General features: G+C 52.9%; 16 protein-coding genes. 6 read left to right on the top strand and 10 right to left on the bottom strand.

All coding sequences use genetic code 11. The features are described from left to right. Positions 1-2,045: T9SS type A sorting domain-containing protein (locus ACETWG_08760; GenBank protein MFB0516682.1), on the top strand; the 2,045-nt coding region annotated here is incomplete at its 5' end. Continuing rightward, the gene (locus tag ACETWG_08755) at positions 2,042-3,514 is read left to right on the top strand and encodes a FlgD immunoglobulin-like domain containing protein (GenBank protein MFB0516681.1); all 1,473 of its coding nucleotides are present in this window, start codon (positions 2,042-2,044) and stop codon (positions 3,512-3,514) included. The genes ACETWG_08760 and ACETWG_08755, both read left to right, overlap by 4 nt. Positions 3,515-3,862: 348 nt before the next feature. Here the strand turns inward: ACETWG_08755 and ACETWG_08750 are convergent, their stop codons facing one another. From ACETWG_08750 to ACETWG_08710, 9 genes are all read right to left on the bottom strand, one after another. After that, positions 3,863-5,050, bottom strand: a complete 1,188-nt coding sequence (locus ACETWG_08750) for an ATP-binding protein (protein MFB0516680.1) — start codon at positions 5,048-5,050, stop codon at positions 3,863-3,865. Then, complete coding sequence (locus ACETWG_08745) at positions 5,047-7,428, bottom strand: YfhO family protein (protein MFB0516679.1); 2,382 nt, start codon at positions 7,426-7,428, stop codon at positions 5,047-5,049. The genes ACETWG_08750 and ACETWG_08745 overlap by 4 nt, the downstream gene beginning before the upstream one ends. A 31-nt stretch (positions 7,429-7,459) precedes the next feature. After that, positions 7,460-8,545 (bottom strand): glycosyltransferase, encoded by a 1,086-nt coding sequence (locus ACETWG_08740; protein MFB0516678.1) that lies wholly within the window; start codon positions 8,543-8,545, stop codon positions 7,460-7,462. A 166-nt stretch (positions 8,546-8,711) separates the two neighbouring features. Beyond that, positions 8,712-9,689, bottom strand: a complete 978-nt coding sequence (locus tag ACETWG_08735; GenBank protein ID MFB0516677.1) for a GDP-mannose 4,6-dehydratase — start codon at positions 9,687-9,689, stop codon at positions 8,712-8,714. Next, positions 9,690-11,150: a lipopolysaccharide biosynthesis protein gene (locus ACETWG_08730; GenBank protein ID MFB0516676.1), complete on the bottom strand. Its 1,461-nt coding sequence runs from the start codon at positions 11,148-11,150 to the stop codon at positions 9,690-9,692. It lies immediately after the preceding gene. Positions 11,151-11,258: 108 nt separating this feature from the next. Then, positions 11,259-12,446, bottom strand: a complete 1,188-nt coding sequence (locus tag ACETWG_08725) for a glycosyltransferase (protein ID MFB0516675.1) — start codon at positions 12,444-12,446, stop codon at positions 11,259-11,261. Next, positions 12,447-13,529: a non-hydrolyzing UDP-N-acetylglucosamine 2-epimerase gene (gene wecB / locus ACETWG_08720; GenBank protein ID MFB0516674.1), complete on the bottom strand. Its 1,083-nt coding sequence runs from the start codon at positions 13,527-13,529 to the stop codon at positions 12,447-12,449. A 46-nt stretch (positions 13,530-13,575) separates the two neighbouring features. Further along, complete coding sequence (locus ACETWG_08715) at positions 13,576-14,166, bottom strand: acyltransferase (protein MFB0516673.1); 591 nt, start codon at positions 14,164-14,166, stop codon at positions 13,576-13,578. 10 nt (positions 14,167-14,176) lie between these two features. Continuing rightward, positions 14,177-15,184 (bottom strand): Gfo/Idh/MocA family protein, encoded by a 1,008-nt coding sequence (locus ACETWG_08710; GenBank protein ID MFB0516672.1) that lies wholly within the window; start codon positions 15,182-15,184, stop codon positions 14,177-14,179. A 614-nt stretch (positions 15,185-15,798) separates the two neighbouring features. On the opposite strand from ACETWG_08710, the gene aepX reads away from it, so the two are divergent. The 4 genes from aepX to ACETWG_08690 all read left to right on the top strand — a co-directional run bounded on the left by aepX (position 15,799) and on the right by ACETWG_08690 (position 20,463). Then, positions 15,799-17,400 (top strand): phosphoenolpyruvate mutase, encoded by a 1,602-nt coding sequence (gene aepX, locus ACETWG_08705; protein ID MFB0516671.1) that lies wholly within the window; start codon positions 15,799-15,801, stop codon positions 17,398-17,400. Between the two features lie 23 nt (positions 17,401-17,423). After that, a complete protein-coding gene (gene aepY / locus ACETWG_08700; GenBank protein MFB0516670.1) occupies positions 17,424-18,524 on the top strand; it encodes a phosphonopyruvate decarboxylase in 1,101 nt (366 codons plus the stop codon). Positions 18,525-18,578: 54 nt separating this feature from the next. Continuing rightward, positions 18,579-19,685 carry a phosphonoacetaldehyde reductase gene (locus ACETWG_08695; protein ID MFB0516669.1) on the top strand — a complete coding sequence of 369 codons (1,107 nt, stop codon included), beginning with the start codon at positions 18,579-18,581 and terminating at the stop codon, positions 19,683-19,685. Between the two features lie 73 nt (positions 19,686-19,758). Continuing rightward, a complete protein-coding gene (locus ACETWG_08690) occupies positions 19,759-20,463 on the top strand; it encodes an NTP transferase domain-containing protein (GenBank protein MFB0516668.1) in 705 nt (234 codons plus the stop codon). A gap of 14 nt (positions 20,464-20,477) precedes the next feature. Here the strand turns inward: ACETWG_08690 and ACETWG_08685 are convergent. Beyond that, positions 20,478-21,004: glycosyltransferase family 2 protein (locus ACETWG_08685; protein ID MFB0516667.1), on the bottom strand; the 527-nt coding region annotated here is incomplete at its 5' end.

Genomic DNA, 21,004 nt, shown 5'->3' with positions numbered 1-21,004 from the left:
GGAGTACAGAGCCTTGGTATGTAGATGAACTCACCAACTTATTCTACAGTTTAGCGAATTTCACAGACCAATTTGATAGTGACGATGTGGATGGTGATTCGGACACATACGGCAATGGTAAATATCGTCGTGCAAGTAATCGACTTGATGCCAGTAAAACATTCAATATCGCCTATAAGGTTAATGCGCTAGGAGTACAAGTACGGGAATTGATACAGGACATAGATTACATGATTGTTGACTGTGAGTGGTCGAATGATATGAGTATCGTCTATTCAGCATCATATCTTTCAGAGTACTTCAGCAATCCCTTCTATACTGTCAGGGCATATTATACTGACGGGAGCCATGACACTTTCTTTCTATTTGATTGGGATGATGTGCCATGGGCTGTTTGTGGAGAGATATATCAACCCCAACTTCAAGCACGTGCTATTGGCCACACTGCAGCTCTATACCAAATATTCTGGAGCATCGTGAATCCCATCGCAGAAGATAACTACGAGGAAAACGACGACATGGCACATGCATATGACCTCGGTTCGAATTGGTCCACATGGTTGCATAATGTCGGTGGCTTCGGGATTCATGGGGATCATGATTGGTATAAGATATACGTTCCGTCTAATACGGAATGTCTATACATCGAATGCGACTTCGTCCATGTTGAAGGTGATATAGACATAGATTTGTATAACTCTTCCGGCTCATTAGTGGCAAGCAGCAATAGTTCAGAAAATGATATCGAATTGATTTGTTATAACAGTCCTGCAGCTAGCTACTATTTTATCAAAGTCTATCAATTGCCTTACGCTGGGAATACCTATGATCTCTGGTGGGGTAGTAATTGCACGGAACAGATAACACTGAATTCACCACCTGATGGGTATCGTTTTGAAGATTGCTCTCCAGAGATCTTTCTCCGCTGGTATGAATCACCGAGAGTGAATCGGTATGAGATTCAGATCGATGATAATTCAGATTTTAGCAGTCTTTGTGCCGATCTCGCTTTTACTGCTCCCCATGAATATGCCGAGGCATGCTATGAGTGCGGGAATCTGAATGCAGGGACATACTACTGGCGTGTCAGGGCAAGGACAATATCGCCATGTAATTTGTTTGGTGATTGGAGCGAAACTCGAAGCTTCCGCGTTGGATGCCCATCGATCGAGATTGATCCCGTCACATTGGTACCGACAGACTCAACATATATCACTGGGTACGTTAATTTTGATTGGGCAGCAGTCCTCTATGCAGCGGGATATGCCTTTCAGATGGACACCACATCATCTGATTTTGTAAATATTTTATATGATAAGATTGTGCCGGAAAGTCATCACTCCATGATTTTACCTTCGGCAAGGGAGATTCATTGGCGAGTTAGGGCTCTAGGACAAGGAGAATGTAGTGTTGGTCCTTGGACTAGCGCGCTGATATCCGCACAAAATGCTCCCATTGTCTCTACAGATCCAGCGACAAGTGTTACCTCAACGACCGCAACTTTAAATGGCACGATCAATCCTAATGGCTTGACAACCGATTGCTACTTCGAGTATGGTGCCACTATTAGTTATGGTTCTCAGACATCTAGTCAAAATATAGGTTCAGGAACAAGTGATGTATCTATAAGTGCGAATTTATCAGGGCTTACTCCTGACATGACCTATCATTACCGACTGGTTGCAGTAAATAGCTGGGGGACTACCTTTGGAATTGATCGAGCGTTTGAAAGCCAACTTGCGAATAGCGATGTGAGTCAACCACCAATCTCATATTATTTATTTCCAGTATATCCCAATCCCTTCAATCCGGTATCTACCATTCTATATGAGCTGCCACGGGCAAGCGAGGTTTCGCTGATCGTCTATGACATCCTGGGGCGGGAAGTAGCTAGACTGGTGGACGGCCACACGGAACCGGGCTATCATCAAGTGAAATGGAACGGACGGGATAAAAATGGAACGGAGCTTCCCTCCGGCATCTACATCGCCCGGCTCGTGACACCGGAGTACACCAAGTCCATCAAGATGGTACTGCTGAAGTGATTAAGCTGCTGTTCCCAATACTACTCACTCTCGTATCACTAAAGGCTCAGTCTGATTCCCTTTGGACAAAGATTATCGGGGGTCCTCCTGCTGAGTTTGGAATGATAGTACGGCAAACTCAAGATGGTGACTTTTTCGTTGGAGGGGAATCTCTTTTTGGTAGCCCGAATTATTTCGATCTCCTCCTATTTAAGGCTAATACCACTGGTGATTCCCTTTGGACTAGAACGTATGGTGGCATTGATAGTGAAGCTTTTCGCTCCATACAGCAGACTGCTGATAATGGATTTGCCTTAGTAGGTGAAACGCTGTCCTTTGGGGCTGGGTCTTCGGACATTTGGCTCGTTAAGACCAATGCAAATGGAGATACCCTGTGGACTAAAACTTTCGGTGGAGAATGGGATGAACTAGGTGGCACTATCCTGCAGGAAAACGACAGCGGTTACATCATTGTGGGGAGAACCTATTCCTTTGGTGCAGGGAGGGATGATGTATGGTTAATCAGAGCTGATTCTCTGGGTGATACACTCTGGACTAAAACATTCGGTGGGGATTCATATGATTTGGGCTTAGACGTTCAGGCAACTTTTGATGGCGGGTATATTATTTTAGGTGTTACAAACTCCTATGGCAGTGGTTCAGAGGACATCTGGCTCATTAAGACCAACGGGGATGGGGATCACCTTTGGGATCGAACTTATGGTGGAGCAGATAAAGATATTGGATACTCTGTAAAACAAACAGCCGACAGTGGATACGTAATAGCAGGTAGAACATCTTCATTTGGCGGAGGAAGATATAATGTATGGTTGATTAGAACAGACGATCACGGTGAAGAAGTCTGGACAAGAACCATTGGGGGAAACTTGCATGCTAGCAGCAGGGAAATACAGATTACTGATGACAATGGATTTCTTGTGATCGGAACAATTGGTACTCTTGACAGCGATGAGACTAGAGTTCTACTCATTAAAGTGAGTGATGAAGGAGATATTCAATGGACAAAACGGTACGGTGAGATCGGCTCATCCTGGAGTGGAAGATCTTTGGTTCAGACTAGTGATGGAGGAATTGTTATCACCGGTACGGTCTGGTCTCAGAGCACTGGACATAATATTCTGCTTATGAAAACAAACTCCTCTGGGGATGCTCTATCCGTGACTTTCTTTCATACTGATCTCACCCTTCCTTATGCCACCTATTTTCTCCGGAACTACCCCAATCCGTTCAATCCAGAGACGACCATTCAGTTCGAGCTCCCGGCGGCAAGTAATGTATCCGTTATGGTCTACGATCTGGCTGGCCGGGAGGTGATTAGGTTGGTAGATGGTTACATGGAACCGGGTTATCACCAGACTCAATGGAATGGTCGCAATGCAAGCGGTCAGAACTTTCCCTCCGGCATCTACATCGCCCGCCTCGTGACACCGGAATACACCCGGTCCATCAAGATGCTATTATTAAAATAGCTTCAAAGAAGTCCCGCCGAAGGCGGGGCTGCTATTGAGATAGCATTATGCACAGTCCCGCCATAGGCGGGGGTGTTGCTGAGGTAAGGCAGGCTCCTTCGACCCTGCTCCGGGCAAGAGCCCCTCATCGCACTAGTGAGTTTACCCTTAGATTGCCGAAGGGCCTGACTTGAGCTTAGCGAAGTGTGGGGTGATGCTGTTATATATCAGCAGCGGCTCTTCCCGGCGATATGCGGCCCAACATATATAACACTAAGATATTAGTTATCAATAAGTTACAGGAATATGAAGCCGGCCTTATAGCCTCCGTTCCTGTGGCTTGGCGGTTGAATTAGTAAGCGGTTCTGGCTAATTCTCGGAGGGGGCTGTTCCCCTGCCCCCCGGCAGACTCATCCGGACCACAGTCTCCCCCGGCCTGGATGAGACCAGGCGCAGCTTGCCGCGGTGGATGTCGGCAACGATGCGGCGCACCAAACTGAGGCCCAATCCCCAGCCGTGGCTTTTAGTGCTGTAGCCCGGGCGGAAGATGTTCTTCCGGTCCCGGGCACCGATGCCGACGCCGTTGTCCCACACCTCAATCACGCCATTACCGGCGACCGCTCCCACTTTCACCTGGATAATGCCTTTGCGGCCCTGGCAGGCATCCAGGGCGTTCTTGATCAGGTTTTCCAGGGCCCATTGCAGGAGGGTTTCGGCCCCCTGGACGCTGACGCTGTCCCCGGTAACGGTGATAGTGGTTTCGGATGACGTGGGCAAGCGCTGGCGGAAGTAGGCGGCGGAGGACTCTGCCAGCAGGCGCAGGTCCAGCTCCTCGAAGCGCAGGATGGCCCCGACCTTATGGAAGCGGTCGGCGATCTGCTCCAGGCGGCGCACGTCCGCTTCCAGCTCCTCCAGGGCTTCTTCGCCGCCCGGGGCCTTGCCGCGCAAGACATCGATCCAGCCCATCAGCGAGGACACCGGTGTGCCCAGCTGGTGAGCCGTCTCGCGGGCCATACCCACCCAGATGGAGCGCTTCTCACTGTTGCGGATCATGGTAAAGCCCATGAACCCCACCAGAATGAATAAACCCACTACGGCAATCTCTACATAGGGGAGCCACCGCAGCCGGCTGACAATGCTGCTGTCACCATAGTGGATCCGGGAAATGACCAGCTCTCGATAGCGCACATCCACCGGGGTGTGGTCCCGGTCCATGCGCTTGATGATTCGGACCAGGTAGGCCTGCTGCTCATCAGGGGAAAAGTCCTCATCCACTTTCACATTCCGCCAGGTGACCACCTCGCCTTGTGCGGTTGTAAGCACCACCGGGAACTGGATCTTCTGAATCACCTGATCGAAGATAAAGCCCAGCTCCTCGCCCCCGGCCTCGGTGGCGGCCGTGGCAATCATATTGGCATATAAGTCCACCAGGCGGCGCTCGTTGGCTTGCAGCTCCCGCACCAGGCTCTGGGAATACCACAGCAAGGCCGCCACGATGAGGATGCCCACCGCGAACAGCCCGGTCTTGATATTCACCGTATGGCGGTAAATGGTCATCGGCGAGCCCTCACTTTCTCGATTCCTGCCGGGATAAAGCCCAACACGATCAGCAGCAGGCAGATCCGGCTGATGAGTCTACCGAGCCGGTAGTCTGCCGGCTCGAAGTCCATGGTGATCTCATGCCGCCCGGCGGGCACCTCCAGACCCCGCAGGATAGTATTCACTTCATGAATTGGTACGGCCTCACCATCCACGTGCGCCCACCAGCCTTCCGGGTAATATACCTCACTCAGCACCAGGAAAGCCGGCCCAGCGGCCTCCACTCTCAAGCGCAGGTGGTCAGCCTGCCAGGATGCCTCAAGGACCCGACCTGTTCCCCCTGGCGGTATAGTTGCCAGGCTGTCCGCCTGATAGACATATACCACCTCCCGCGGGTCGTAACCGGGATCAAGCAGTCTGGCGAAGATCTCTTCCGCCGTCGCTGCAACTTCAACCCGGCGCGGGAACCAGGCCCGGTCTTGAAAGGCATCGAACTCGAAGACTCCCGCCGGCTGGAAGCGGCCGCCAGTATACAGCTGCCCCACAAAGGCTTCCTTGAAGCGGGGATCGTCAATCCGCTGCTGACTTACCAGGTACTTGACATTGAGCATCCGTAGAATACCCTCGCTCTGGAAACCTGTGGCTTGCATGAATCGATTATAGTTGGCTAGTTTGGCGGCATGATACCCCGTGACCGATTCCACTCCTACGATTGCCCAGCGATTCTCTTGCTGCAATGCTCCCAGGGGCAGGATGCGAAAGGTTGTAGTGTCACTGTCAAGGAAATCGAGCAGGGGATCACTGTTGAGGTAGCGGTTCATATAGGCCCTGGGTTGCATAACGGGAATGCGCATACTGTCGGGTGAGGGCTCAATGATTTTCCGGTCGATGCGGCCCAGGTCCACCATGCTCAGGAGCACCAGCCCCCCCAACAGCCACGTACGGGGGAGTCGACCCTGCCGCCATAGATACAGGCCTCCAACCGCCAGCCCACCAATGAACAGGAGTGCTACCGCATCGGTACGGATCATGGACATGCGCAGGCTGTCGATCTGGGTGGCCATCTGTGCCGGGACGCCCCTGGCTGCCGGGAAGGTGCCTTCCAGCAGGGAGGCCGATAACAGAAACACGATAGCCAGGATCACGGTGCCTCCGGCCGCTCCTAGCAGAACCCGGCGCGCTTGTTCCGGCTTCCGGTCAGTTAGCCAACTCACCAAAGCGTCAAGACCGATCCCTGCCAGCACCGCCACGCTGAACTGCGTCAGAACCAGCAGCATGGAGGGAACGCGGAACTTGTTGAAATAGGGAAACAGACTATAGAACAGCTTGTAAAGGAAGAAATTGTGCCCGAGGCTCAGCAGGTAGGCCAGGAGTCCCCCGGCGGCCAAAGTCCATACAAACCAGGTTCGCCTGACAGCTACCGCCAGGATGGCCAATACCAGCAGCAGAATCCCCATATAGTTCGGATAGTCAGTAAAAGGCATAGCGCCCCAGTAGGTGATCCCGCCGAAGCCATAAAAGGAGGGCAGCAAAAAGGTGAGGGTCTCACCGAAGCTGAAGGACCATTGGGTGGCGTATTCAAAGCCGGCGCCGCCGCCGATCCGGCCGCCGCGAATGCTGTAGGGCGTATATTTCATAATAGGCAAAAAGAGGGCGGCGGCCAGACCGAAGCCGACCACCATTGCCAGCGCGAACAGGATGATAAAGCGCCACTTCTGGCCAGTACTACGATCCGCGTCCCGCCACGACCGGACTACCATGACCAGGAAGAACAGTCCCAGCATGAGTAGACTGTAATAAGCTATCTGCGCGTGTCCGCGCTGCAGCTGCATGCCTACCAGCAGGCCCAGCAGGGCCGCCGATGCGAGGGTGGTTCGATCGTAAAGCCGCATAAGGCCCCAGATCAACCATGGCAGGTAGACCAGGGTCATCATCTGGCTGCCGTGTCCATGCACCAGCATCGTATTGAGATAAGGCATGAGCATGAAGCCGGTCCCGCCCAGCAGGCTGGCGTAGAAACTGCCACCCAGGCGCCGCAATAGCAGGAAGCAGCCAAAACCGGCAAAGATGAGGTGCAGTAAGTAGCTGGAAATAGCCGGGAGGATTGGCGACAGCAGCCCCAGCACGGCATTAGGCAGATAAAGGATCGAGATGTAGGTGAAGGAGTGGATCGTCGGCATGCCGGAGAATAGCCACGGCATCCAGAGCGGAATCTTCCCGGTTTCCCGCTCCACCGCCCGAATACCGGCACTGGTCGCTGACGGCGCCAGAGAATCGGGTCCGGCAAAGATGTAGCCGCCGAAAAAAAGTTCATAATAAAGCACCAGGCCAGCTGCCAGAAGGATAATAATCGCCCACATCCAGGGCTTGACCTTTAACATGCCGGTCGTTTTCATAGTCACCTCCTCTCGGGCATCTCTTTTGCGATCACTGGCTGGAACTGCCTGGTGAAGGGCCTGCGATCAATGTCATCAAATGCTCCCGAAATGTTCTGCTGATAGCATTCCAATCGTATTTTGATGCCATTTGCTGAACTTCTCGCGCTGGCAGCGGAGAGTCCAACGCTTTAGCTAATTTATCGATGAAATCATCTTCCGATTCGGCGATGTAAGCCCAGCGCGCAAACTCCTTAAGATCGGGATTGAAATGCCCGACTACCGTGGTTTTCCCAGCGGCAGCATACTCAAAAAACTTGTTGGGTACGACCGGTCGGGTCAATTCATTGGCTACAAAGGGTATTATACAAACATCCGCCGCGTGGAGATAGTCTTTTACGCTGCCGTAAGCTACGGGTGGAATGTAGTTGACGTTTGGCATTACCAGCAGAGATTGCGCCTGCGCTTGCACGGTGCTGGCAATAGGCCCGATAAGCACAATAGAGGCAGCCGAATAGACGTCGGCAGCCCGCTTAACAAGGTTAAAATCGAACCATTCTGAAAGGGCCCCGGTATACATGATTATCGGACGAGGAAGGGAAGCGAGGGGCAGCCTGGGCGGTGCTTCCTTGAACTGATTAAAATCAACGCCATTGGTGACAATAGCTATTTTCTCAAGATAAGGAGCGGGATCAATCGGGATGCAGGCGAGGTGGGGTGTAGTGATCAGATCCGCTATTTCGATGGTCTGAAGGACATAGTGTCTTTTGTAGGCTGGCGTCCGGGGGAAGCCGAGGGGATTGTCATTACACTCATACACCACCGGCAGCTCCGGCCAGCGCTTTCTCAGGGCCGCTACGTTGCCCGACCAGAAGACATTGGATATGACTATAATATCCGGTTTTTCCGAAACTGACCGCAGGATTATTTCCAGCCAGAGACCAGCGATCTTTTCAAGGCCCCAACGTACAAACTTGCTGTCGAGTAACTTGTTGAGCAAGGGACTCGCCACTGCTCGGATATGCGGAACGGTAATTACACGTACCGGAGGCTCATGTATAAAGGTGAATCGATTTGGCAATCCTTTTCCGATCGGTTCGACAAACAGGATCAGGTCCTCAGCCGGAAAACGACTCAAAATCTGCTGCTTCCGCGTTCGCAGATAGCTCCACTTTATTTCAGACAGCCAAAGTACAAACATGATATTGCGGTATATGAATTCTTTGCTTGAAAGGTTAAAAGGCTAACGCTATGCTTGTTCGCCAATATTTGCGGCTCTTGCTGCTCCCGTATAAGCACTCGATTCACTTACGTTTCATTTCGTCAATTACTAATGCCAAGATTTCCTTTATGGACTTGGTGGGCTTAAATCCGATAACCGATTGAATTTTCGAGATATCGGGAATGCGACGCCGAATGTCCTCAAAGCCTTGCCCATAGGCTGACTCATAAGGGATTTTGACGATTTTTGACTGGCTCTCAGTAAGAATTATTACCTGCTGTGCCAATTCGTTGATCGTAATCTCCTCAATACCTCCCAGGTTGAAAACCTGTCCTTCTGCTTCAGGAGTATTCAATAAATCAACAATCGCTCGAACAACATCACCAACATAAGTGAAACAACGGCGCTGTTCACCATCTCCATAAACCTGTAGAGGCTCATTAAGGAGTGCTCGTTTAATAAATCGTGGAACAACCATGCCATACTGCCCTATCTGGCGCGGCCCTACCGTATTAAAGAAACGCACAATGATGACCGGGAGATTTTTTTCCTCATGGTAAGCTAATCCAAGAAATTCATCAATGGATTTAGAAGCTGCATAGGCCCATCGTCGTTTCGTCGTGGGCCCTAGAATCCAATCTGCCTCCTCGCTAAGCATCGATATGTCATCATTCTGCTCCTGAAGCTTCCCATAGACTTCGGAGGTTGAGGCAATGAGCACTTTCTTCTGGTAACGACTGGCCGCCCGTAATACTTCCTCTGTACCTAAAATATTGGTCCGGATGGTTTCGACTGGTTGCTCCATTATAATCTTTACACCAACCGCCGCTGCTAGATGAACTATAATATCAATTTTTTCCACCAAATGATCAAGCATGCTCGTGTTCAGGATAGAATCAACTATCAACTCAAAGTTCTTATTCCCAATGTGGTGCTCGACATTTTCCAGACGACCGGTGCTGAGGTTATCAAGAGCAAGAATTTGATGACCTCCCTGGATCAGGTAATCCACTAGGTGTGATCCAATAAAACCGGCGCCACCTGTGATAAGGTACTTCATTTAGACACCTCTATCTCGTTTGAAAATAAGCGCTTTGAGAGTAGCAACTTCGCTTTCATTATAAAATCGATATACAAAAAGAATCAACGGGTATAATCCCAGGAGCACCAGTTTCAATCCGCCATTCAACCAGATATTACCTGTGTCCACCAAATGACTTGCACCATATACCGTTACCCCGGCGAGAGCCACCTTTGCCATACGCCCATACTCATAGGGAATGTACCAGAAATGGAGGTTAATAGCGGTGTTGACCACGGCCAACGTTAAATAAGATATTGCCGTTGCCCAGGCAGCGCCCATCATGCCATACGAGGGAATCAACAGGTAATTCAGACCCAGGTTAAGCAAGGCTGTGCCGATAATAATTATCGGGACGTATTGCATCTTATTCCGCGTTGGTAGCGCAGTATTGGTCATATACCGTACACCATACAGCAGGTAGGACAACGCCACCAGCGGGACGATAGCAGCTGCGCCATAGAACGCCGGCGTGGTCATCACCACTAGTAGCTCCCGCGCTAGTAATGAGAGCGCCAGGAAGAAAAACCCCAGCACTAAGACATAGTAGGTCAGTATTCTCGAGAACTGCCGCTCTGCGTCCGGCTGCTTGGCAATGGTGAACATCTGCGCGGGCCAAGCCAACTGTACCGACCAAACTACTAGGTTCATGACCATTCCGATGGTATACCCAAGTGAGTACAGACCCACTTCTGTCGTGGTGAAGTAGTGCTGCAGGAAATAGCGGTCGGCCGAGACCATCACCAGGTCGGCCAGACCCGCCGGAACCATGGGAATTCCAAATAAAAGCATACTACGAAGAATCGGCTTTGCTAAAACGGGCCGCATATCAGGAATTAGAAAGATAAGGTAGATCATTGCAAATAGACCCGCCTGAATCAGCCCAGCCGTGATCAGTCCCCCCACGCCCTGTCGTAAAATAACAATAAAATAGATGTTCAACCCGGCACCGACCAAAAACCAGGCCACTGAAAACGCCGAATAGAGCGCCGCTTGCTCCCTGATGCGGAGCCTGGCCATGAAAATAACCCCGATGACCTGAAATAATCCTGTTAGAAAAACGAGCCTCAGCAAATAGGCGTACGTTGTCGTATTAAATATCAGAACCGAAAGCGGTGAGGAAAAAACCACCAGCCCACCAAAAAGCACAAGAGCCTGGACCACAAGAAAATACAACGCCGTGCTTGTAGCCACTTTCTCATCGGTCTCGCAGTAGATCACCTCCCGAAATAGCGCCGAACCGAGGCCGAGCTGAACAATAATGAACGCTACACTGCCGGTTACAAGCAGCAAGGAAAGTATACCATAATCGGCCGGTGTGAGATAGCGGGTATAGATAGGTAGCAATACAAAGGCCAGGAGCTTATTGAGCACGCCACCCAGACCGTAAATGACCGAGTGCTTGGATAGAGTTTTAATCGCCTCTATCACTATCGCCACCGCCGTTGTGTGAATCCAATTGGTTAATAAATGTCTTAACTGGAAGTAGACTCTTCAGCAAAATGATGTTCCCGGAATATCACGGACCGCAATGCGGTGTAATAGATTTCATGCTCCCCTGCCCTCAGGGGCATCCACTGTCACGTGTAGATAGATCTGATGTAACTGTTGGCCGATAACGGGATAACTGTATCTCTCCCGCGCATAACTGGCAAGTCTCTCGGGTTTATACTGCTGATGGTGGTCCAACATATAATGAATGGCTTTGGCTAATGCCTCTTCATCCCGCGGAACAACCAAGATACCAACCTCTTCCGTTACGATCTCCCTCGGCCCGCCAATGTCCGGCGCAATCACTGGCCTGCCGGATGCTAAAGCCTCTATGAGAACCACACCAAACGTCTCATATAGGCTCGGAAGCACAAGGAAATCACACTGGCGCATACGTTCAGCTAAGTCCGCTTTCGGTTTCAAACCATGAAAGGTGACTTTCTTCCTGAGATCCAGTTCTGCTGTTAGCCGTTCATATTCAGACCGGTGAGATCCATCACCAATGATATGAAGCTGAAAATCGTTTCTATTGAGTCGATGCAATACCGATAGAAGAGTAGGGACACTCTTGACGGGTGTAAGTAAACCCGCAAACAATATTTGCTTCTCTCGGTTCAACGGAATCTCCTCCTGGTCGGGCGGGTAGAATAGATGATGGTCGACGATATTGGGTATCACTCGGTGCTCATTGCGGATATCGTACCGCTCTATACTCCGCCACAAATCCTCACTCACTGGCAGGATTATCCTGGCATGGTTCAAAGCAAATCTGGCCTTTATCTGACCAAGCCTGGTAAGTTTCTTTAACGGAAAATCCGAACACTGTTCAGTAATCATCACCGTGATTTTATATAGCCACCCCAGAAGAACTGCCGGTACCCCAGCCTTGTAGATGTGAGCATGGATCACGTCTGGTCTGAAGCGGTGTCTTATCAGATAGATGAATCCGCGCAGGATATTCCAGTAATACCTTATCCCGGTTATCAGAGGATTCCAGGATCGTCGGTATCTAATTCGGATGGTCCGAATGCCATGTTCCGTTGCGTCGGAAAACTCCAATACCGCCCGCCTCGCAAGCTGCGGTTCATGAACATACAGCACTACAATATCATCATAAAGGGCAGCGGCTTTCGCGTGCTCCTGAATGAAAATGCCGTGTATCGGATTTTCTTCGCTCGGGTACCAACTGGGAAGAAAAAGCACTTTGAGACGTTTGCTGTCGCTAGTCGCTTGCTTGCCGTGCATTCAACGCTTGACCTCCCTCAATAGAGACACAATGCGTTCCGCTGCTCGACCGTCACCATAGACCTGGGCTGGGGCCGGCACTGGGTCATGAAAAGCAGTCAGACCATGCAAAATCGCCTCCTTGTCCGGACCCGACAGGATATTCCAGCCCGCTTGCACTGTCTCCACCCACTCGGTCTCATGGCGTAGCGTAATGCAGGGCACCCCCAGCAGGTAAGCCTCCTTCTGCATGCCGCCGGAATCGGTCAGAATAAAGCGGGCATTCTTCTCCAACATGAGCATATCAAGGTAACCGACCGGGGCCAGCAACTTAACTTGACCACCGATATGTAAAAGCTTCGATTCGCTCTTGATCTGATCAATCTTCTCACGTGTGCGGGGATGGACGGGAAAGACCACTGGCTCTCCAACCTCATTCAGCGCGGCCAGGATCTGGCTTAAGTTTTCAGGATTATCCGTGTTGGAGGGCCGGTGTACCGTAGCGAGGAGATAGCCGCCAGGCTCCAGGTCCAGGTCGCTGAGGGTAGTGGATCGCATTTCAGCGACTTCGAGGAACTGCAGCAGGGCATCATACATGGTGTCCCCGACCAGATGCACCCCCTTGGTTACACCTTCCCTGGCCAGGTTTTCCACCGCTGTCTGTGTGGGGCAGAACAGGAGATCTGCACAGTGGTCAGCCAGAACCCGGTTATGTTCTTCCGGCATTTCCCGGTTATATGATCGGAGACCCGCCTCTATGTGAGCAAGCGGAGCCTGTAACTTGGCCGCTGCCAGGGCCCCCGCGAGGGTGGTGTTGGTATCGCCATAAACCAGCGCCCAATCAGGTTTCTCAGCCATAAGAATCGCTTCGATCCCCATCAGCATTTCACCGGTCTGCCTGGCATGGGATCCTGAGCCCACGCCCAGATTGACATCAGGCTCAGGAATCGAAAGCTCATCAAAAAAGACCTTAGACAGGCCGTAGTCGTAATGCTGGCCGGTATGCAGCAGGAATTCGCTGCATCCAGCCGCTTTTAGCGCCCGGCTTACCGGCACCGCCTTGATGAATTGCGGACGAGCCCCTAATACCGAGACGACCTTCAACCCTTCTCGAATCTCCCCTGAGTGGTCTTCGCCAGAGCTGCCGGCATTAAGGTTCCTCGTGCACCTGCACTATCTCACCCTCTTTGGCATAGTACAGGCCACAACGCTCGCAAGCGGCTGTATCCCCCTGCTTGCCTCCATCGAAGTGTAGCGGCACCCCGCATTGGCACATCCAACCCCTGATCTTGCCTGGATTTCCATAGACGAGAGCATAGTCCGGGATGTCACGGGTAACCACCGCGCCGGCCCCAATGAAAGCGTATCGCCCTAAAGTAACACCGCACAGTATGGTCGCATTGGCACCAATGGTGGCTCCTCGCCGCACAAGCGTGGGCTGGAACTCATCCTTGCGCGGCACATGGCTGCGGGGATTGATCACGTTGGTAAATACCATGGAAGGCCCCAAAAAAGCGTCGTCCTCAACAGTGACACCGGTATAGATGGATACATTATTCTGGATCTTAACGTTGCTACCAATGGTTACTTCCGGGGCAATATAGACGTTTTGACCGATATTGCAATTTGATCCTATTCGAGCACCCGCACTGATATGGCAGAAATGCCAAATCTTAGTTCCGGGACCTACCTCGGCCCCTTCATCCAGGTGGCTTGATTCGTGCACAAAAAAGTCAGGCATTGATACGACCTTAATGTATTGCCGTAAGTGGGACCGGCACGCCCTCCTGCTCCAAAGAAAGTTGGCTTGCCTCCAGGACCTTAAGTACTCTCAAAGCACTTTCTCCATCGGTGAGCGGCTGCTTACCCTCCCGAATGCAGGCCAGAAAGTGCTCACACTCAATCCGCAGCGGTTCGGCATCCTCCAACGGTACTGTAACCTCACCGATGTGACGGGGGATCGGGACTCCTCCCTGCCATTCTATCCCTTTATCATAGATGCACAGCTTGCCTTTACGGACGGTATCATCGAAGACGGCCATCTTCCGATCGCCAATAACCACCAGCTTCTGCTCCTTATAAGGATGGAGCCAGCTCACAAAAACATGCGCCTTGAGCCCACCCTTGAAAACAAGATTGGTCACCGTAACGTCCGCGATAGCAGCCTGCAGATAGCTCCCACCCGAGGCGTGTACAATCTCAGGTTCTATCCCGGCCAGGTGTAGAATCACGGATATATCATGGGGGGCAAAGCTCCACAGGATGTTCTCTTCCGTGCGGACCTTTCCCAGATTCAATCGATTCGAATAGATATACCAGAGTTGTCCCAGTTCCCCCTGCCGAATGATTTCCTTCAGATGGGTAACGGCAGGATGATACTCCAGGATATGCCCGGCCAATAGGATCAGGCCCTGCCGGTCAGCCAGCTCTACCAGCTCCTTGCCCTCCTGGTAACCCAGGGCCAGGGGCTTTTCTACAAATACGTGCTTACCACGAATGAGGGCCTCTTTGGCCTGGCTGAAATGGAGTGCCGGCGAGGTGGCGATGACTACCGCCTGAACCTGATCGTCTTCCAGCACATCTTGATAGCGGGTGGTCAATTGCGCGCCCGGATAGATCTGGCCCATCGCTTTCAGTAACTCCCGGCTGGTATCGCAAATCCAGCGCAGGGCATTCAATTGGTAAAAATTCCTTACCAGATTCTTGCCCCAGTAGCCACTCCCAATGACAGCTACTTGAACCGAATTATCGCTTACCACCTGAATACCTCATGATATTGAAATCACTCTGGAGTTCCCTGACCGGCAAGCCCGGCAACACCACACGGCCTGAGCTGATCGGCCAAAGAAGCCCAAAATGCCCAAGAGCCTTGTGCATATTAATATAAGTTACATGTTGGCTAACCTTATCTAAAACCGTTAATCCTCTCGTCTGTGATCGAATCTCCACCGTACTATGCCCTGCCAGGGGATAGCATATGCTCTTTCGATCCTGCCTGTCCAACCTTCCATAGAAAACGGATTTAGGAATTAAATGGATTCTCTTTTGCCTCCAGGAGGGATAATCCAAAAGGGCTGAATGCCTTTGGTAACCGGAAATGCCAGCAAAGGTGATATCAGGATCGCGGTATTGTCGCGATTTGAGAAGCATCGTAACTTTTTATGCCTTGGCACGTACCGTCTTATACAAGCATCAGACAGAGTGACACCTATGCCTAACAAAACGTTAGGGCCATTCTGATTCAAACAGCCTCTGTTGTTAGGTTAGGGGATAGAGTATCCGGATCGATGCGCCAGTTTTGCATTTAAGGAGGCTATGAAGATATGCTATTGGCTAAGTTTTTATTCAATTACATTTCTATAAGGATGAGGGGATGAAGGTGACTACTGCCCTAAAGAGAATACTGCAATCAAACCAGCTTGAGTTCATCGTTGAGGCTCACAATGGGTTGAGCGCGAAAATTGTAGAGGAAGCCGGCTTCAAGGGTATCTGGGCCAGCAGTCTGACCATTTCGGCGGCCCTCGGCGTGCGGGACAACAATGAGGCCAGCTGGACCCAGGTATTGGAAACCCTCGAGTTCATGAGCGACGCCACCTCCATCCCAATCCTGCTTGACGGTGATACCGGTTACGGCAATTTCAACAGTGTCCGTCGGATGGTAACGAAAATTGAGCAGCGCGGCATAGCTGGAGTCTGCATTGAGGATAAGCTCTTCCCCAAGACCAACAGCTTCATTGGCGGCGAGCAGCAGCCCCTGGCCGATATAGAGGAGTTTTGCGGCAAAATAAAAGCAGCTAAAGATACCCAAACTGATTCTGACTTCCAGGTAGTAGCGCGTATCGAAGCTTTTATTGCCGGTTGGGGGCTGGATGAGGTGCTCCGGCGGGCCTACGCCTACCGGGATGCCGGTGCCGATGCGCTGCTGGTTCATAGCAAGATCACCACCGCCGATCAGATCGCCAGTTTTATGAAGAGTTGGGATCAAAGCTGTCCCGTCGTGATTGTACCCACCACCTACCATAAGACTCCCATCCACGTATTCAGAGAATTGGGCGTGAGCGTGGTTATCTGGGCCAACCATATTCTGCGAGGTGCCGTGGCTGCCATGCAGGAGACTGCTAACTACCTTTATCAGGCCCAATCGCCTGCCAAGCTGGAAGGGAAAATCGCCCCCGTAGCTGAGATTTTCCGGCTGCAGCGAGCCGACGAGCTGAAGCAGGCTGAAAAGCGCTATCTCCCCTTCTCGGAAATACCCAAGGCGGTCATCCTGGCAGCCAGCAGGGGACAGAAATTCGGCGAGCTGACCAGGGATAAGCCCAAAACCATGCTGGAGTACAAGGGCAAGCCTTTACTGCGCAGATTGGTAGAGACCTTCAACAATTGCGGGATAAAGGACATCTCGGTTGTGCTGGGTTACAAAGCCGGTGCCGTTCAAGTAGACAATATCCATCGCTTTATCAACCGACCCTGGAAAAGAGGGGGTATCGCTTCCTCATTATATAGCGCTGTCGAGAAACTCAGCGGGCCGGTTGTGGTGGCTTTCGGGGACATTCTGTTTGAAGAAAGCGTATTGAACGACCTGCTGGACACCAGCGAGAACATAGTCCTGGCGGTGGATACCTCCTGGGCTAACGGGCGCAAGCTGGGGCGTGATATCGATGCCGTGCTGGGGGCTCAGCCGCCATCAGACCGCTACGGTGCCTCGCGCTGCGTACCGCTGGAAGCTATCGGCACCCATATTGACCATGAGGTGGCCCATGGGGAATGGATCGGCGTGCTGAAACTGAGCACCGAAGGTGCCCACCGCATCAAGGCCTTCCTGGAGTCCTACTACCGCGATGAAGGCCGCCTGAATGAAGATACCTCCCTGGTGCAGCTGCTGACGGCGATGCAGGCCGCCGGCGAACAGATCCATATCAACTACTCGCGGGGGCATTGGCTGGATGTGGACAGCCCTGAAGATCTCCATACCTGAACATCGGCAAGAAGGGGCAGGATATGCGCGCGGATGTTTTCCAGCATCAACTCCTTGACCATGGATTCGGGCCCTTTACCGGGGTGCCCTGTTCAGTTGTCAAGGACCTGATTATCCAGCTAGAGCAATCCCCCGAATCCAACTACTATACCGCCACCTCCGAAGGAGAGGCCATGGGATTGGCGGGTGGCTTCGCGCTGGCTGGCAAGGCCCCGGTAGTAATCATGCAGAATGATGGCTTCGGCAACACCGTTAATCCCCTGACCTCCCTGCAGCTGCTCTATAATCTTCCCGCCCTGCTCATTATTACCTGGCGGGCTGAGCCGGGGAGCAAGCCGGATGCGCCGCAACACCGCATTATGGGCGAGACGCTCCTGGATCTCCTCAGCCTGTTGAAAATCCCCTACCAGGTCCTGGAGGACGATGAGCGGCGTTGCGAGGAGGCGGTCATTACTGCCAGTGAATATCTGAGAAAGGAAGAAAAACCCTACGCTTTTATAATCCGTCGCGGCTTGTTCGAACCAGCATTGAGCAAAGATCACGAACCTGATCCTGACCGCCCCTTGCGGATCGATTACATCAAGCTGCTGGCCGGGAAGATTGACGACCGGGATGTTATCTTGGGCACCACCGGCTACACCGGGAGAGAACTGAAACAGGTCCTCAGCCGTCCAGGGACTTTCTACACCGCCGGCTCCATGGGCTGCATCAGCGCGGTGGGCCTGGCTCTGGCCCTGGCAGAACCGGACCGGAAAGTCTATATCCTCGACGGTGACGGAGCACTGCTTATGAAACTGGGCACCCTGGCTACTATCGGCCTCTATCATCCCAAGAACCTGATCCATATTGTTTTTGATAACAGGCAGTACGAATCCACCGGTGGGCAGCGCACCGCTTCCGAAGTGGTCAATTTCCCCGCCCTGGCAACCAATACCGGGTATAAACACGCGGTCTTTGTAGAATCTCTGACCCACTTCGAGCAATTTTTAGTGCAGGCCCGTACTCAAGCAGGTCCGCTTTTATGCCACGTCCGTGTTCAGCCGGGCACCCTGCCGGACTTGAAACGGCCAACCCAGTCCCCCGGGCAACTACGCCTCGAATTCCAGGAGTTTATCGCCTCGTGACGCCAATGCTTATGGAACCTGAGAGTCCCTGCGGTAGATTGATGGAGTAGCCCCATGCCGGAAATGGAATACCATAATCCCGTCCAGGTGCTCCACAGCCAGGACTGGCTGACTGCCTGCCGGGATCAGCTAGCCCGGCTCAACATTCAGCACCCCCTTATTATCACCTCCAATGGCGGTCTGCACCGGTTGCGGCTGGCCGCCCGCTTCCCGGGGACTGGTATCTTTTCCAATGTAGCGCCGAATCCCACCCTGGCCAACTGCCAGGAGGCCGTGGTTTTCAGCCTCTCGAATGCGTTCGACGGCGCTGTCGCTATCGGAGGCGGCTCGGTGATGGACACCGCCAAGTGCATGCTGGCCGCCCGCGGAACCGGCAAGGCACAAATAAGGGAACTGCTCGCGCTCAACGAACCCTTTCCCCAGCGTGTACCCAGCGTATTCATCCCCACCACCCATGGCACCGCCAGCGAAGTCACCATGTGGGGCACGCTATGGGACCTGGAGGGCCAGGTCAAATATTCTATCAGCCACCCTGACCTCTATCCCGACGTAGCAATCCTCGATCCGCAGCTGACTTTGAGCCTGCCCATGGATACCTCGCTGATCACCACCCTGGATGCCCTGAGTCACAGCTTTGAGGCCATCTGGAACAAGCATGCCAACAGGACCTCAACCACTCATGCGCTGCACGCTATCGCCTTGATTCTAGCCAATGCCCCACGCCTCAAAGAGCACCCTGAAGATATAGAGGTCCGCCGACAGCTGCTCACCGCCGCCACGACCGCTGGCCTGGCATTCTCAAACACCCGGACGGCAGCCGCCCACTCGATCAGCTATCCGCTGACTATCCATTTCGGTATCCCCCACGGCCTGGCCGCCTCCATCGCTCTGCCGCCGCTGCTGGAGATCAATGCCCCAGCTATCCAGGTTACCCTGGACACCCTGTTCCAGGATCTGGCCCTCTCCGGGCTTGAGCAGCTCAAGGTGAAAATTAAGGAAATACCAGCCGACCACATCCCGTTCAGGCTGCGGGACTGGGGCGTTGAGCGCAGTCAACTGGATTGGCTGACCGGCCAGTGTTTTACCAGGGGACGCATGGACAACAATATCGTTGCTCTCACCCCCGAGCAGGTGCGATCTATCCTGGAGGAGATTTATTAGTGCCGCAGCGACGTGTCACGGTCGTAAGCGGTGCCAGGGCTCAGCCGGCGCCATTTCATCGCGGGGGATTGTAATGCAGGCCATCATCGTTGCCGCCGGCGAGGGCCGCCGCCTCAGTCCACTCACGAAAGATCGACCGAAAGCCCTGCTGGAAGTTCAGGGACAATCTCTCATCTCCCGCAGCGTCGGGCTGCTCATGGATGCCGGGATTTCTGACCTCGCGCTGGTGGTGGGATACCGGAAAGAGATGCTCATGGACCATCTGGCCGACTATCCCGTCACCTTCCACTTTAATCCTTTTTACCGCATCACCAACAACATGGCCTCCCTGTGGTTCGCACGGAGCTTCGTCAGGGAGGACTTCCTGTATCTACATAGTGACCTAATCTACGACCCGCGGCTCCTTCACCAGCTCGTCGACAGTGGCCAGCCCGACACCTTGCTGGTTGAGCGTAAAGCGTGCGCCAGTGAAGAAATGAAGGTGACGGTTAAAGATGCCCGTCTGGTGGCATCGAGCAAGGAAATTCCCCTTACCGAAGCCTTCGGTGAATGGACCGGGCTGGCACGGTTTTCCCCATCCTTCGGAGGGATATTATTTGACAGGATCGGCGCGCTGATCGAAGACGGGCACCTGATGGCCTATGACACCTTTGCCTTCACCGAGCTGGCGAAGGAGGGACACGCTATCGGGATCACTGCGTTCACCGATCTTCCGTGGGTGGAAATCGATACGCCGGACGATCTGCAGCTAGCGCGTCGGCTGTTCGAGTCCGGGTAGGCGAAACCCGACTGCTACAGCCACTTCCGTCTGATATATCTGGCCGGCCCCAGCAGACCATAATACAGCACCTGATACCCCATAATGGTCACCCAGTACCAGGGTCTGGCAAAGCGCCGAAAAAAGCGCATGCTGGACCGCCATTTCAGCCAGACCTTGCGCAGGGATAGTTCCCCGCCCATACTGCTGGAGACATGGTGCCAGACCTTGCCTGCAGGCAGGTAGTAACAGGCCGCGCCCAGCCGACCGGCCCGATAGCACAGGTCTACATCCTCGGTGTACATAACATATTGCGGATCAAATCCGCCCAGCCGGTGAACGAGGTCGGCGCGGATTAGCAGGCAGCAGCCGCTGACGAAGTCGGTCGGGCCGGGTTCGTCGTACTGGCCCCGGTCTAGTTCTCGGATACCGCGGTGGCGTACGCGTCCCAGCGGCAGGCTCACCTCGCCGCCGGCATACCAGATAAGGTTGTTCTGGCCGCCGTAGTAGATCTTCGGACCGAACACACCCCCCTCCGGAAAGCGAGCCGCCCCCCGCACCA

It is taken from the genome of Candidatus Neomarinimicrobiota bacterium (assembly GCA_041862535.1).
Lineage (GTDB): Bacteria > Fidelibacterota > Marinisomatia > SCGC-AAA003-L08 > TS1B11.
The sequence above is the reverse complement of the archived record's forward strand: the minus strand, read 5'-3'. Positions and strand labels throughout refer to the sequence as shown.

Excerpts from the sequence above, each read along its gene's own strand:
- ACETWG_08695 (MFB0516669.1), top strand. The coding sequence starts at position 18,579 with ATGCCGGAAATGGAATACCATAATCCCGTCCAGGTGCTCCACAGCCAG.
- aepY (MFB0516670.1), top strand. The coding sequence starts at position 17,424 with ATGCGCGCGGATGTTTTCCAGCATCAACTCCTTGACCATGGATTCGGG.
- ACETWG_08725 (MFB0516675.1), bottom strand. The coding sequence starts at position 12,446 with ATGCACGGCAAGCAAGCGACTAGCGACAGCAAACGTCTCAAAGTGCTT.
- ACETWG_08750 (MFB0516680.1), bottom strand. The coding sequence starts at position 5,050 with ATGACCATTTACCGCCATACGGTGAATATCAAGACCGGGCTGTTCGCG.
- aepX (MFB0516671.1), top strand. The coding sequence starts at position 15,799 with ATGAAGGTGACTACTGCCCTAAAGAGAATACTGCAATCAAACCAGCTT.
- ACETWG_08690 (MFB0516668.1), top strand. The coding sequence starts at position 19,759 with ATGCAGGCCATCATCGTTGCCGCCGGCGAGGGCCGCCGCCTCAGTCCA.
- ACETWG_08745 (MFB0516679.1), bottom strand. The coding sequence starts at position 7,428 with ATGAAAACGACCGGCATGTTAAAGGTCAAGCCCTGGATGTGGGCGATT.
- ACETWG_08715 (MFB0516673.1), bottom strand. The coding sequence starts at position 14,166 with ATGCCTGACTTTTTTGTGCACGAATCAAGCCACCTGGATGAAGGGGCC.
- ACETWG_08735 (MFB0516677.1), bottom strand. The coding sequence starts at position 9,689 with ATGAAGTACCTTATCACAGGTGGCGCCGGTTTTATTGGATCACACCTA.